Consider the following 14,424-nt stretch of genomic DNA (forward strand, 5'->3'; position numbering starts at 1 on the left):
GGCAAGAGCGCGAAAGTCGCGCTCATCGCCTGCATGCGGATACTGCTGATCAGACTAAATGCCATGCTGCGAGACGGTACAGAATGGCGCTGACGGACGGTGGGTTAAGACAGTTGCTCCCACATTTGATCTTCGTCTAGTTCACACGGTGCCTTCGCCTTCCAGCTTGCGCGCCTCATCAACGCCCGAGGCGGTCAGCTTGATCGGCAGGTTCAACGAATATTCACCGGCGTCGTCGGTGGTCACATGCCCATCCTTGATAAACCCGCGGTCTTGCAGAAATGCCAGCACACTGGCCACCACCTTTTCGCCGCGGTAGTTATCCAGCACCTCCTTGCCCAGGCCGTTGGGGTGGGCGTGCAGCAGGCGGGTGAGGACTTCTTTTTCAAGGTTTCTATCGACGTTCATGCGTACCTCTTCACTGGGAAATGATCGGGTGTCGGTGCGGCTATCGATGCATCAAGGCGCAGGTTGTTTCGGGGCGCCCGGGATGTTGCTGTCATCGCCTTTGTTGATTTTGGGTTCTTCATTGACGCCTGGGCCCATTTTGCCGTTACCGACTGCAGCCGGTGCCTGACGTTGGGTATCGGCGCCTTTGGTGTGAGGGTCTGCGCCGTTATCGATAATCGCGCCACCGTTGGTTTCCATCCCTGTGCCCATCGAGTCCTGAGACTCCTTGGTAGCAGGGTTGGTGGTGCCGGTGGATGAGGTGGCGGCAACGGCACTCAACGAGGCGGCGGACAGCAAGCCGGTGAGGGCGAGGGCAGCAAATTTGGAATTCTTCATGAGGGGTGTCTCCATATGATTAATGTCCTTACCCCTTATTGGTCCGCCCCAGTTTGCGGTTCGTGCCTTGATGGCGACGAACGGTGCTAATTCACCTGTAAGATTTTGTTAGCCGAACGCTGGCGCCAGATCAGTCGCGCCACCGTGATCAACCAGTTGAACAAGGCCACGGCCAACACACTCGCCAGCAGCGTCGGCAGCCCAGAATCGACAATGATTTTGCCCGCCAGCAGCGGAAAGCCGAACACCCCGACAAAGTACGCCAGGCTGAACAGCAGCAAGGCTTGTGACGTCGTTCCAGGCGGTGCTTCATTGGCTACCAGCCCATTGATCACCGAGTACGTCAGGCCGTAACCCACGCCCAGCGTGCCGGCTGCCAACAGGTAACTGAGGTTGCCACTCACGCCAAACGCAAACAGCGCGATCGAGCCGAGCATGATCCCGGACAGCACGCAGGCGGCCCAGTACGCATCGCGCTTGACCACGTGGCCGGCGATCAACAGCCGGCTGGTAATGGCGGCGCTCAGGAAGCCGCCAAAGAACAGCGAATAGTCCAACCCCTGCGCAGCCGCGTAGCTGGTTTGAAACGATGAAAGCCCACCAAACACACAGCCGCCCAGGCCGACCATCAGGATCGCAAACGCGGCTTTGGATGACAGCACGCGGCGGCTGGACGCCCAGGAAATCTTCGAGGTGGGCGCATTCGCGTGATGGTTGAGTTGTGCGCCCATTCGCCAGAACATCAGGACGCCGACCAGACTGGCCAGGCCGGCGATATAGAAGGCTGCTGTCAGCGGCAGGCCCAGCGCGTCGGCGGCACGGCCGAGCAAAGGGCCGGAGCCGATCCCGCTCAACATACTGCCCGACAGCAGCGCAAAATATTTGGCCCGCTGCGCCGATTGCACCAGCAGCGTCACGATGATCGGCCCCAAGGTGTAGAACACGCCCCAGCCCAACCCAAGCGACAGACCGAACAGCATCAAGCCCTGGCCAAACCCAGGTGTCAGGGCAAACCCCAGGCACGCCACCACCAGCAATACGCCCATGCCCGCAATCGCGCGCGCCGCACCGACCGCATCGGCCAAGTGCCCGCAGAACAGCACTGCCACGAACGTACTGAGCATCGCCATGGAGATCACGCTGCCGGCGTCGTGTTCATTGCCGCCGCGCGAGTGGATCAGCAGCGACAGCAAAAACGTCGAGCCATAGGACAGTGACAGCAAGAAGCTGGCGAGGCAGAAAAAGGCGAACAGTTTGGTATTCACGGCGGGTGTGGAAGGCATCGGGCGACCTTGCAGTTATCAGCATGCAGTTATCAGCATGCAGTTATCAGCATGCAGTTATTAGGGTTATGCCCGACTGTTTACCATGCCCGTGCATGGCGAATGTTGCGTGGTTGGTGGTACTTGCTTTACGCGTGGCCGGAGTAAACAAATTGCACTGCAATCAGTCATCAAAGCGTCTTAGTATGTGGCCTTTGACATTGCCCAAGGCCCGCCCATGACCATCGAGATTCGCCCTGCCGTGCCCAGCGATGCTGCGCAGATCCTGACTTTCATCACTGAACTTGCCGAGTACGAAAAGGCCCGGCACGAAGTGATCGCCAGTGTGGTGGATATCGAGCGCAGCCTGTTCAGCGAGGGCGCCACCGCCCATGGCCTGATCTGTTCGCGGGATGGCCTGCCGATTGGCTTTGCGGTGTTCTTCTTCAGTTACTCCACCTGGCTGGGCAGCAACTGCCTGTACCTCGAAGACCTCTACATCAACCCCGAGCAACGTGGCGGCGGGGCGGGCAAGAAGCTCTTGCGGCACCTGGCCAAGATCGCCTGCGACAACGGTTGCGGGCGTTTCGAGTGGAGCGTGCTGGACTGGAACGAGCCGGCGATTGCCTTCTACAAGTCCATCGGCGCCCAGCCGCAGGAGGAGTGGGTGCGCTATCGCATGGAGGGTAATGCACTGCGCGACTTTGCGCAGGGCTGAAACCCTCTTTCAAAAACACTGAAGGCCCACTGTGGGGGCGGGCTTGTGTGGGAGCTGGCTTGCCTGCGAAAGCATCACTTCGGTGTAACTGAAATACCGAGGTGCCCGTATCGCAGGCAAGCCAGCTCCCACAGAGATCGGCACCCACATTTTTTTGCGCCATGTCTCACTATATGGGATGCAAATTTATATATTGAGATATTTCAAAAGATGGGTTTATAGTCGGCGGCATCAGCACTCACTACCAAAAATAAAACAGGTGAAGCGATGCAGCCCCAACCGTTGTCATTACCCGCCGTGCCCGAACCCACCTATGGCGAGCGGCTGAAAAACAAAGTGGTGATCATCACCGGTGCCGCTCAAGGGATAGGCGAGGCGATCGTCGCCTGCTTCCAGGCCCAGCAGGCACGGCTGGTGATTGCGGATATCCAGGCCGAAAAGGTTGAGCAAGTCGCCGCCCACTGGCGCGAACGCGGCGCTGAGATTGTCGCGCAGGCCGTCGATATAACCTCCAAAGAGCAATGGCAGGCGCTAGTCAATGTGGCCATCGAGCGCTTTGGCCGTGTGGATGTGTTGATCAACTGCGCGGGCGTCAACGTGTTCCGTGACCCGCTGGAGATGACCGACGAAGACTGGCGCCGCTGCTTCGCCATCGACCTCGACGGTGCCTGGTTCGGCTGCCGCACCGTGTTGCCGCACATGATCGAGCAGGGCATCGGCAACATCATCAACATCGCTTCCACCCATTCCAGCCACATCATTCCCGGCTGTTTTCCCTATCCGGTAGCCAAGCATGGCCTGCTCGGTCTCACCCGCGCCCTCGGCATCGAATACGCACCCAAAGGCATCCGCGTGAATGCCATCGCACCGGGCTACATCGAAACCCAGCTCAACGTCGATTACTGGAACGGGTTCCCTGACCCGCATGCCGAGCGCCAGCGCGCCTTCGATTTGCACCCGCCCAAGCGCATCGGCCAACCGGTCGAGGTGGCGATGACGGCGCTGTTTCTGGCCACCGACGAGGCGCCCTTTATCAACGCAACCTGCCTGATGATCGATGGCGGGCGTTCCGTGATGTACCACGACTAACAACAATCAAGAGAGGTGGTTCATGTTCAAGAAGACGTTAGGCGCCGTGGCGCTGGCGATGGCCTTCAGCGGTTTTGCAGCGGCCGAAGAAGTGAAGATCGGCTTCCTGGTCAAGCAGGCCGAAGAGCCTTGGTTCCAGACCGAATGGGCCTTTGCCGAAAAGGCCGGTAAGGACCAGGGCTTCACCGTGATCAAGATCGCCGTGCCCGACGGCGAGAAAACCTTGTCCGCCATCGACACCCTCGCCGCCAACGGCGCCAAGGGGTTTGTGATCTGCCCGCCGGACGTGTCCCTCGGCCCTGCGATCATGGCCAAGGCCAAGCTCAACGGCTTGAAAGTGCTGGCGGTGGATGACCGATTTGTCGATGCCAAGGGCAAGCCCATGGAAGACGTGCCTTATGTGGGCCTGGATGCCTACAAGATCGGCCAGAAACAAGGCGAGGCCATGGCCGCCGAAGCCAAGCATCGTAACTGGGACTGGAAGGACACCTACGCCGTCATCAACACCTTTGACGAGCTGGAAACCGGCAAAAAACGCACCGACGGTTCGGTCGAAGGCCTCAAGGCCGCCGGCTTACCCGCTGACCACATCCTGTTCAGCGCGCAGAAAACCCTCGACGTGCCAGGCAGCATGGATTCCACCAACTCGGCGCTGGTAAAGCTGCCGGGCACCGCGAAAAACCTGATCATCGGCGGCATGAACGACAGCACCGTGCTGGGCGGCGTGCGCGCCACCGAAAGCGCCGGTTTCAAGGCGGCCAATGTGATTGGCGTGGGCATCAATGGCACTGATGCGATTGAAGAGTTGAAGAAAACCGACACCGGCTTCTACGGCTCAATGCTGCTCAGCCCCGATGCATCCGGCTACAAAACCGCCACGGCGATGTTCGAGTGGGTCACCAAAGGCACCGAGCCTGCCAAGTTCACCGCCCTGGATAACGTAACCCTCATCACCCGCGCCAACTTCAAGGAAGAGTTGAGCAAAATCGGTCTGTGGAAATGACCGGCGCGGCCTTGCGTTTCAACGGCATCGGCAAGGAGTTTCCCGGGGTCAAGGCGCTGGCGCAAATCAGCTTTGAAGCGCGGCCGCACTCGGTGCATGCGCTGATGGGCGAGAACGGCGCGGGCAAGTCCACGCTGCTCAAGATCCTCGGCGGTGCCTACACGCCCAGCAGCGGCACGGTGCAGATCGGCGAGCAGGTCATGGCGTTCAAGAACGCCGCCGACAGCATCGCCAACGGCGTGGCGGTGATTCACCAGGAGCTGCATCTGGTGCCGGAAATGACCGTGGCCGAGAACCTGTTTCTCGGGCATTTGCCGTCGCGTTTCGGCGTGGTCAACGGCGGCCAGCTGCGCAAGCAGGCGTTGGCGTGCCTTAAAGGCCTGGCCGATGAAATCGATCCGCAAGAGAAGCTTGGGCGCCTGTCCCTCGGCCAGCGCCAACTGGTGGAAATCGCCAAGGCGTTGTCCCGTGGTGCCCATGTGATTGCTTTTGACGAACCCACCAGCAGCCTGTCGGCGCGGGAAATCGACCGCTTGATGGCGATCATCACGCGCCTGCGCGATGAGGGCAAAGTGGTGCTGTATGTGTCGCATCGCATGGAAGAAGTGTTCCGTATTTGCGATGCGGTGACGGTGTTCAAGGACGGCCGTTATGTGCGCACTTTTGACGACATGGCCACACTGACTCACGACCAGTTGGTGACCTGCATGGTCGGGCGAGATATCCAGGATATCTACGATTACCGCCCGCGCGAACGCGGTGAGGTGGCGCTCAAGGTTAACGGTTTGCTTGGGCCTGGCCTGCGCGAAGCGGTCAGCCTGCAGGTGCACAAGGGCGAGATTCTCGGCCTTTTCGGGCTGGTGGGCGCCGGGCGTACCGAGCTGTTTCGTTTGCTCAGTGGCCTGGAACGCGCAACGGCCGGGCAGTTGGAATTGTTTGGGCAAGCCCTGCCATTACATTCACCACGCGATGCCATCGCCGCCGGTGTGCTGCTGTGCCCGGAGGACCGCAAAAAGGAAGGCATCATCCCGCTGTCCAGCGTGGCCGAGAACATCAACATCAGTGCGCGTGGCGCGCATTCGACCTTTGGCTGGCTGTTGCGTGAAGGCTGGGAGAAGGGCAACGCCGACAAGCAGATCAAGGCGATGAAAGTCAAAACGCCGAACGCCGAGCAGAAAATCATGTACCTGTCCGGCGGCAATCAACAGAAGGCCATTCTTGGCCGCTGGCTGTCGATGCCGATGAAAGTGTTGCTGCTGGATGAGCCTACACGCGGCATCGATATCGGCGCCAAGTCGGAGATCTACCAGATCATTCATAACCTTGCGGCCAGCGGCATTGCGGTGATTGTGGTGTCCAGCGACCTGATGGAAGTGATGGGCATCTCTGATCGCATCCTGGTGATGAGTGAAGGCGCGCTGACTGGCGAGTTGACCCGCGACCAGGCGGATGAAGCGAAGCTGTTGCAACTGGCTCTCCCGCGTTCGCGGGCTTGAAGAATTCGAGGGTATAGGTATGTCACAGGTAAAAACTGCAAAGGGCTTTTGGCCGGGTTTCAACCAACGTAAATTTCTCGATGATTGGGTGATGCTACTCGCGGCATTGAGCATCTTTGTGCTCAGCGCGCTGTTTATCGACAACTTCCTCTCGCCGCTGAATATGCGCGGGCTGGGCCTGGCGATTTCGACGGTGGGCATCGCTGCGTGCACCATGCTGTTCTGCCTGGCGTCGGGGCATTTCGACTTGTCAGTCGGCTCGGTGATCGCCTGTGCCGGTGTGGTCGCGGGGATTGTGATTCGTGACACCGACAGCGTGGTACTCGGCGTGTCCGCTGCGTTGGCCATGGGCCTGGTAGTGGGGCTGATCAACGGCATCGTGATCGCCAAGCTGCGCATCAACGCGTTGATCGCAACCTTGGCGACCATGCAGATCGTGCGCGGGCTGGCCTATATCTTTTCCAACGGCAAGGCGGTCGGCGTGATGGACGAACGCTTCTTTGTGTTCGGCAACGGCCAACTGATGGGCGTGCCGGTGCCGATTATCATCACCGTGTTGTGCTTTGTGTTCTTCGGCTGGCTGCTCAACTACACCACCTACGGGCGCAACACCATGGCCATCGGCGGCAACCAGGAAGCGGCGTTGCTGGCCGGGGTGAATGTCGACCGCACCAAGATCATCATCTTTGCCGTGCACGGCTTGATCGGCGCACTGGCCGGGGTGATCCTCGCCTCGCGCATGACCTCGGGCCAGCCGATGATCGGCCAGGGCTTCGAGCTGACGGTAATCTCGGCGTGTGTGTTGGGCGGTGTGTCGTTGAGCGGCGGTATCGGCATGATCCGCCATGTGATTGCCGGGGTGTTGATTCTGGCGATCATCGAGAACGCGATGAACCTGAAGAACATCGACACGTTTTACCAGTATGTGATCCGGGGCTCGATCCTGCTCTTGGCGGTCATCATCGACCGCATGAAGCAACGCTGAAATCCGGCCTTATGAGGATCAAAATGTGGGAGCTCCTCTGTTCAGCAGGGCTGCATTTGCCATAATGGCGCCGTTTTCGTACTTCCCAATAGGCCCGATATGCAGGAAAACGCCCACATCCCCGTCAAAGACGCCGCCCCCACCGGCACCCAGACCCTGCTGCGTGGCCTGGGCGTGGTGCAAGCGGTGGCGGCGGGTGCGCGCGACTTGAAAGAGATCGCCAGGCGCATCGGCACCACCCGCAGTACCACTCACCGGCTGGCCAGTTGCCTGGTTGAGGAGCGTTACCTGCGCGTGGTGCCGCAAGTAGGTTATTTGCTCGGGCCGAAACTGATCGAACTGGGTTTTCAGGCCCGTGACGAACTGCCGCTGGTGACCCTGGCGGTGCCGTACCTGGATGAACTGTCGGCGTTGACTGGCGACACCATCCACTTGGCGATTCGTGAATACGACGATGTGCTCTATCTGCACAAGAACCCCGGCCGCTACGGCCCGGAAATGCGCTCGCGAGTCGGCCATCGCATGCCGCTGGCGCGCACCGGTGTGGGCAAGGCAATGTTGCTGGATGACTCTGTGCAGGAGTGGCAGCGCCTGTATGAAGCCAGCCTGCCCGCCGAGGGCAAGAGCCAGCAATGGCCAGCGCACCCGGAGCAATCCTGGGCGCAGTTCGAGCAGCGCATGCGCGAATACGTGGAGGGTGGGTATGCGTTCGACCTGGAAGACAACGAACCGTCGATCCGTTGTGTGGCGGCACCGGTGCGCGATGCCAGCCGGCGAATCGTCGCCGGCATCAGCATCGCCAGTACCGTGCCCTACATGCCGCTGGAAAAGATGGCCGAGCTGATCCCTGTGATCAAACAGGTCGCAGCGCGGCTGTCAGCGGAGTTGGGCGCTAAGGCCTGATCAGGCCTTCAAGGTCGCCATGTCGATGACAAAGCGGTACTTCACATCGCCGGCGATCATGCGGGTGTAAGCCTCGTTGATCTGGCGGATATCGAGCATTTCAATGTCACAGGTGATGTTGTGCTCGGCGCAGAAATCCAGCACTTCCTGGGTTTCGGCAATGCCGCCGATCAACGAACCGGCCAGCACTTTACGGCCCAGCACCAGCTTGGCAGCGTTCACCGGTGGGTCGACCGGTTCGATCAAGCCAACCAGGATATGCACGCCGTCAAAGCGCAGCACGTCGAGGTAGGGGTTCAGGTCGTGTTGCACCGGAATGGTGTCCAGCAGGAAATCGAAGCTGCCGGCGGCGGCTTTCATCTGCTCGGCATCGGTGGACACGATGACATGGTCGGCACCCTGGCGACGGCCTTCTTCAGCCTTGCTCGCGGAGCGGGTGAACAGCGTAACTTCTGCGCCCATGGCCTTGGCGAACTTGATGCCCATGTGGCCCAGGCCGCCCATGCCCAGCACGCCGACTTTGTCGCCAGCCTTCACGCCGTAGTGCTTGAGTGGCGAGTAGGTGGTGATGCCTGCGCACAGAATCGGCGCGGCGCTGGCCAGGTCGAGCTTGGCCGGGATCTTCACCACAAAGTGCTCACTGACGACGATGCTGTCGGAGTAGCCGCCCATGGTGTTGCTGCCATCCACCCGGTCCGGGGTGGCGTAGGTCATGGTCGGGCCTTCGAGGCAGTACTGCTCAAGGTCCGCATGGCAAGCGTCGCAGTGGCGGCACGAATCAACCATGCAGCCCACGCCCACCAGGTCGCCGACTTTGTGCGCGGTCACGCTGGCGCCGACGGCGGTGACTTTGCCGACGATCTCGTGGCCCGGCATCAGCGGGTACACGGCGATGCCCCACTCGTTGCGTGCCTGGTGGATGTCGGAGTGGCATACGCCGCAGTACAGAATCTCGATGGCTACATCGTCGGCGCGCGGGCTGCGGCGTTCGAAGGACATGGGGGCGAGGGGAGTGGTGGCCGACTGGGCGGCATAACCGATGGCGGTGTACATACAGAAACCTCGCAAAAGGATTGACTAGGGAGGCGGCGTATTTTCCGCGCAGGGCCGGGATGCGGCCATGGCGATTGCTCCGAACCTCATGCCTATTCGTCCGGGAGTGCCCTGTGTTTGGATTCATGTGCGCTCAGACCTGCGATGATGCTCTTATCCCTTTTTAACGAAGTTTTTTGCCATGTTGTTGACCCGCCATCTCGATGCCAATGCCACGCTGGTTGCCTTGATTGAGGACCTCACGCCCTGCGACGGTTTCTCCCCGACGTACCTGCCCGGTGTGAAGGTATTGCGCGCCAGTTGCGACGTGGCACGCGGCCCGCAGATCTACGAACCGAGCCTGATGTTTGTGGCTCAGGGCAGCAAAGTCGCCTATCTGGGCCCACGCACACTGGAGTATGGCGCCGGGCACTACCTGATCCAGGCGATGCCGGTGCCGTTCGAATGCGAAACCTTTGCCCTGGCGCCCGACGCGCCGCTGTACGGGGTTACCGTGGGGATTGATCGCGTGGTGCTCGGCGAACTGGTCATGGCCATGGGCATGCAGGCCGGGCCGCCGCCGACGGCGCAGACATTGGAATCCATGAGCTCGGTGATGCTCGATGATGCAATGCGCGGCAGCGTCGAGCGGCTGCTGCAGTGCCTGCACGATCCGCTGGAAAGCCGGATCATGGGTCCGGCGCGGGTCCGGGAAGTGTTGTTTACCGCATTGCGCGGGCCACAGGCGGATGTGCTGCGTGCCTTGGTGGAACAACAAGGGCAATTCTCACGTATTGCCACCTCGTTGAATCACCTGCATGCCCATTACGCCGAGCCGCTGAACATTGAGACGTTGGCCGGGTATGCGCATATGAGTGCGTCGACTTTTCACGAGCACTTCAAGCGTTGCACGCTGTTATCGCCGGTGCAGTATTTGAAGCGCTTGCGGTTGTTGAAGGCTCAGCAGTTGCTGCTGGTGGAAGGCTTGGGCGTGGCGCAGGCGGCGCATAACGTGGGGTATCAGAGTACGTCGCAGTTCAGTCGCGAATATAAGCGTTACTTCTTGCGTAACCCGGGTGAAGAGCGGGCGGCGTAGGTCAGGCAACACACTCTCTAAATGTGGGAGCTGGCTTGCCTGCGATAGCGGTGTGTCAGCCACCTATTCATTACTGACCCACCGCTATCGCAGGCAAGCCAGCTCCCACAGTTGATTTATGTTGGCCATAAAAAAGGCTCCCGTTTGGGAGCCTTTTTTGTTCAAGCAACTGCCTTACATATTCGGGTAAGTCGGCCCACCCGCGCCTTCCGGCGTAACCCACGTGATGTTCTGCGAAGGGTCCTTGATGTCACAGGTCTTGCAGTGCACGCAGTTCTGGGCGTTGATCTGGAAGCGCTTCTCACCGTCTTCCTTGGTGATCACTTCATACACGCCAGCCGGGCAGTAGCGCTGCGCCGGTTCATCGTAGAGCGGCAGGTTGGTGCCGATCGGGATGCTTGGGTCTTTGAGCTTCAAGTGGCACGGCTGCTCTTCTTCGTGGTTGGTACCGGAGATGAACACCGAGCTCAGCTTGTCGAAGCTCAGTTTGCCGTCGGGTTTTGGGTAGTCGATCTTCTTGCTGTCCTTGGCGAGCTTCAGGCAGGCGTAATCCGGCTTGGTGTCGTGCAAGGTAAACGGCATTTTGCCGCCGAGGATGTTCTGGTCAAACCAGTTGAAGCCGGCGCCGATGATCGGGCCGAACTTGTGCATCGCCGGGCCGAAGTTGCGGCTGGCGAACAGCTCTTCGTAGAGCCAGCTGGCCTTGAAACCGTCGACGTAGTTGGTCAGTTCGTCACCGCCTTCGGAGTCCGCGAACAGGCGCTCGGCCACGGCGTCGGCAGCGAGCATGCCGGACTTCATCGCGGTGTGGCTGCCTTTGATCTTGGCCACGTTCATGGTGCCCAGGTCGCAGCCGATCAAGGCGCCGCCTTTGAAGACCATCTTCGGCAACGAGTTGATGCCGCCTTTGGCCAGGGCACGCGCGCCGTAGCTGACGCGTTTGCCGCCTTCCAGGTATTGCGCCAGCACCGGGTGGTGCTTGAGGCGCTGGAACTCATCGAACGGCGACAGGAAGGTGTTGCTGTAGGACAGGTCGACGATCAGGCCGACAACCACCTGGTTGTTTTCCAGGTGATAAAGGAACGAGCCGCCGGTGTTCTCGTTGCTCATGATGTCCAGCGGCCAGCCGGCGGTATGAACCACCAGGCCAGGCTGATGCTTGGCCGGGTCGATTTCCCAGATTTCCTTGAGGCCGATGCCGTAGTGCTGGGCGTCGGCGTCGCTGTCCAGGTTAAAACGCTGGATCAGTTGCTTGCCGATGTGGCCACGGCAACCTTCAGCGAACAGCGTGTACTTGCCACGCAGCTCCATGCCTGGGGTGTACACGCCTTCTTTTGGATGGCCTTCGCGGTCGACGCCGAGGTCGCCGGTGATGATCCCGCGCACCACGCCGTTCTCGTCGAACAGCGCTTCCTGGGCGGCGAAGCCTGGGTAGACTTCTACGCCCAGGTTCTCGGCCTGCTGGGCCAGCCAGCGGCACAGGTTGCCCAGGGAGATAATGTAGTTGCCTTCGTTGTGCATGGTCTTGGGCACAAAGAAGTCAGGCACCTTGGTGGAGGCTTCAGGGCTGCGCAGTACATAGATGTCGTCGCGCACAACCGGGGTATTGAGCGGAGCGCCGAGTTCCTTCCAGTCCGGGAACAGTTCGTTCAGGGCGCGTGGTTCGAACACGGCACCGGAGAGGATGTGAGCGCCGACTTCGGAGCCTTTCTCGACCACGCAGACGCTGATTTCTTTACCGGCTTCGGCGGCCTTCTGCTTCAGTCGGCAGGCGGCAGACAGGCCTGCCGGGCCAGCGCCGACGATGACCACGTCGAATTCCATGTATTCGCGTTCCACAGGCTATCTCCTACTCAAGGCTCAACAGGCTTTTTTTTCTAATGGATGGAGGTTCGGTGTCGTCTTGCAACAACGGCAAGACCCACCTTTCTCTCTAGGTGGCGCATTATATCTACACCACTGGCAGCGTCCAATACAAACGTTTGTTTGAATTGCTCGCAGGCTAGGTAAATCAAAGCAACGCGGCTTATGACTGGCTATTTTGGCGTATTGACCAGAATAGGCGTTCCGGTCAATATACGGTCGGTTTTGCGCTTACCGTAGGCAGACAGCAGGTTTCAAGAGCACGTCCAAAAGCAAGACAGGTGACGCGTGCCTAAACAATGGTGCGCAGTTTACACACTGCGATAAAGAATGACCTCTCAGTCACCCCTGACGAACGGTCATCATTTCCCCATCGCTAAGTCATCCGCCGAAGTTTTTGGAGGTGCCCTTGTGTGCCGATGAGCATCAACCGCCAGGTTCGCCTAGGCGACTTTCTTTTCACCGGAGAGTAACGAGGAATCCATGAAGGTTCTTGTAGCTGTCAAACGCGTTGTCGATTACAACGTGAAAGTTCGCGTCAAGGCGGACAATTCCGGCGTCGACCTTGCTAACGTCAAAATGTCGATGAACCCTTTCTGCGAAATCGCTGTGGAAGAAGCTGTACGCCTGAAAGAGAAAGGCGTGGCGACTGAAATCGTGGTGGTTTCCATCGGCCCTACCACTGCTCAAGAGCAGCTGCGTACCGCCCTGGCCCTGGGCGCCGACCGCGCCATTCTGGTTGAGTCGGCTGAAGACCTGACCTCCCTGGCCGTGGCCAAGTTGCTCAAGGCCGTTGTCGACAAGGAACAGCCTCAGCTGGTGATCCTCGGCAAACAAGCCATCGACAGCGACAACAATCAGACTGGCCAGATGCTGGCTGCGCTGACCGGTTACGGCCAGGGCACCTTCGCTTCCAAAGTCGAAGTGAGCGGCGACAGCGTCGCTGTGACCCGTGAAATCGACGGCGGCGCACAGACCGTTTCGTTGAAACTGCCGGCCATCGTCACCACCGACCTGCGTTTGAACGAGCCGCGCTATGCGTCCCTGCCAAACATCATGAAAGCCAAGAAGAAGCCGCTTGAGTCGGTGACTCCAGAAGCTTTGGGCGTTTCCACCGCCTCTACCAACAAGACCGTCAAGGTTGAAGCACCGGCTGCACGCAGCGCGGGCATCAAGGTCAAGTCGGTGGCTGAATTGGTCGAGAAACTGAAAAACGAAGCGAAGGTGATCTGATCATGGCTATCCTCGTAATCGCCGAACACGACAACAAGGTGCTGGCCCCGGCCACGCTGAACACCGTGGCCGCTGCCGCTAAAATCGGCGGCGACATTCACGTGCTGGTAGCAGGTCAGGGCGCTGGCGCCGTGGCTGAAGCCGCTGCGAAAATCGCGGGCGTGAGCAAAGTCCTGAACGCTGATAACGCCGCCTACGCGCATCAGTTGCCAGAAAACGTTGCTCCGCTGGTAGCTGAGCTGGGCGCTGGCTACAGCCACATCCTGGCTGCTGCTACCTCCAACGGCAAAAACATCCTGCCACGCGTTGCTGCGCAGCTGGACGTTGACCAGATCTCCGAGATCATCTCGGTCGAAAGCGCTGACACCTTCAAGCGCCCGATCTACGCCGGTAATGCTATCGCCACCGTACAGTCCAACGCTTCGGTCAAAGTCATCACCGTGCGTGCCACCGGTTTCGACCCGGTTGCCGCTGAAGGTGGTTCGGCTGCCATTGAAGCTGTGGCTGCTGCCCACGACGCTGGCACTTCCAGCTTTGTTGGCGAAGAGCTGGCCAAGTCGGATCGCCCTGAGCTGACCGCTGCCAAAATCGTCGTTTCCGGCGGCCGCGGCATGCAGAACGGTGACAACTTCAAACACCTGTACGCCCTGGCCGACAAGCTGGGCGCTGCGGTCGGCGCTTCCCGCGCGGCCGTCGACGCAGGTTTCGTACCCAACGACATGCAGGTCGGCCAGACCGGCAAAATCGTTGCGCCACAGCTGTACATCGCCGTCGGTATCTCCGGCGCGATCCAGCACTTGGCCGGTATGAAAGACTCCAAGGTGATCGTTGCGATCAACAAGGACGAAGAAGCGCCAATCTTCCAAGTGGCTGATTACGGCCTGGTTGCGGACTTGTTCGAAGCCGTACCCGAGTTGGAGAAGCTGGTCTAATCCAGCCGCTTCACTTATAAAGAGCC

Annotated in this window: 14 protein-coding genes; 9 read left to right on the forward strand and 5 right to left on the reverse strand. The window is 59.8% G+C overall.

The features are described 5' to 3' along the window. Positions 1–141: 141 nt before the first annotated feature. The 3 genes from HBO23_RS32635 to HBO23_RS32645 form a co-directional block, all read right to left on the reverse strand. Entirely contained in the window at positions 142–408 is a 267-nt protein-coding gene (locus HBO23_RS32635; RefSeq protein ID WP_138449110.1) for a hypothetical protein, read from the reverse strand. Positions 409–459: 51 nt separating this feature from the next. Continuing rightward, a complete protein-coding gene (locus tag HBO23_RS32640; RefSeq protein ID WP_170040891.1) occupies positions 460–786 on the reverse strand; it encodes a hypothetical protein in 327 nt (108 codons plus the stop codon). A gap of 86 nt (positions 787–872) precedes the next feature. Continuing rightward, positions 873–2,069, reverse strand: a complete 1,197-nt coding sequence (locus HBO23_RS32645; protein WP_099548760.1) for an MFS transporter — start codon at positions 2,067–2,069, stop codon at positions 873–875. Between the two features lie 217 nt (positions 2,070–2,286). On the opposite strand from HBO23_RS32645, the gene HBO23_RS32650 reads away from it, so the two are divergent. The 6 genes from HBO23_RS32650 (at position 2,287) to HBO23_RS32675 (ending at position 8,242) form a co-directional block, all read left to right on the forward strand. After that, positions 2,287–2,766: a GNAT family N-acetyltransferase gene (locus HBO23_RS32650; protein ID WP_026013792.1), complete on the forward strand. Its 480-nt coding sequence runs from the start codon at positions 2,287–2,289 to the stop codon at positions 2,764–2,766. Between the two features lie 267 nt (positions 2,767–3,033). Continuing rightward, complete coding sequence (locus HBO23_RS32655; RefSeq protein ID WP_099548761.1) at positions 3,034–3,855, forward strand: SDR family oxidoreductase; 822 nt, start codon at positions 3,034–3,036, stop codon at positions 3,853–3,855. Positions 3,856–3,877: 22 nt separating this feature from the next. After that, positions 3,878–4,858 (forward strand): substrate-binding domain-containing protein, encoded by a 981-nt coding sequence (locus tag HBO23_RS32660; RefSeq protein WP_017138346.1) that lies wholly within the window; start codon positions 3,878–3,880, stop codon positions 4,856–4,858. Further along, positions 4,855–6,354 carry an L-arabinose ABC transporter ATP-binding protein AraG gene (gene araG / locus HBO23_RS32665; protein WP_032865806.1) on the forward strand — a complete coding sequence of 500 codons (1,500 nt, stop codon included), beginning with the start codon at positions 4,855–4,857 and terminating at the stop codon, positions 6,352–6,354. The genes HBO23_RS32660 and araG overlap by 4 nt, the downstream gene beginning before the upstream one ends. Before the next feature lie 19 nt (positions 6,355–6,373). Next, complete coding sequence (araH, locus tag HBO23_RS32670; RefSeq protein WP_017138344.1) at positions 6,374–7,339, forward strand: L-arabinose ABC transporter permease AraH; 966 nt, start codon at positions 6,374–6,376, stop codon at positions 7,337–7,339. Between the two features lie 99 nt (positions 7,340–7,438). Continuing rightward, positions 7,439–8,242 carry an IclR family transcriptional regulator gene (locus HBO23_RS32675; protein WP_017138343.1) on the forward strand — a complete coding sequence of 268 codons (804 nt, stop codon included), beginning with the start codon at positions 7,439–7,441 and terminating at the stop codon, positions 8,240–8,242. Here the strand turns inward: HBO23_RS32675 and HBO23_RS32680 are convergent, their stop codons facing one another. Then, positions 8,243–9,295: an NAD(P)-dependent alcohol dehydrogenase gene (locus HBO23_RS32680; RefSeq protein ID WP_017138342.1), complete on the reverse strand. Its 1,053-nt coding sequence runs from the start codon at positions 9,293–9,295 to the stop codon at positions 8,243–8,245. 181 nt (positions 9,296–9,476) lie between these two features. Between HBO23_RS32680 and HBO23_RS32685 the strand changes: the two genes are divergently transcribed. Next, complete coding sequence (locus HBO23_RS32685) at positions 9,477–10,370, forward strand: AraC family transcriptional regulator (RefSeq protein WP_170040892.1); 894 nt, start codon at positions 9,477–9,479, stop codon at positions 10,368–10,370. A 174-nt stretch (positions 10,371–10,544) separates the two neighbouring features. Here HBO23_RS32685 and HBO23_RS32690 read toward each other — a convergent pair whose 3' ends face one another. Continuing rightward, positions 10,545–12,209 carry an electron transfer flavoprotein-ubiquinone oxidoreductase gene (locus tag HBO23_RS32690; protein ID WP_017138340.1) on the reverse strand — a complete coding sequence of 555 codons (1,665 nt, stop codon included), beginning with the start codon at positions 12,207–12,209 and terminating at the stop codon, positions 10,545–10,547. A 507-nt stretch (positions 12,210–12,716) separates the two neighbouring features. Here HBO23_RS32690 and HBO23_RS32695 point away from each other — a divergent pair. Next, positions 12,717–13,466, forward strand: a complete 750-nt coding sequence (locus HBO23_RS32695; RefSeq protein WP_017138339.1) for an electron transfer flavoprotein subunit beta/FixA family protein — start codon at positions 12,717–12,719, stop codon at positions 13,464–13,466. A gap of 2 nt (positions 13,467–13,468) precedes the next feature. Beyond that, entirely contained in the window at positions 13,469–14,398 is a 930-nt protein-coding gene (locus HBO23_RS32700; protein WP_138453881.1) for an FAD-binding protein, read from the forward strand. The last annotated feature ends 26 nt before the right edge of the window (positions 14,399–14,424 follow it).

It is taken from the genome of Pseudomonas sp. WS 5532 (assembly GCF_012985445.1).
Lineage (GTDB): Bacteria > Pseudomonadota > Gammaproteobacteria > Pseudomonadales > Pseudomonadaceae > Aquipseudomonas > Aquipseudomonas edaphica.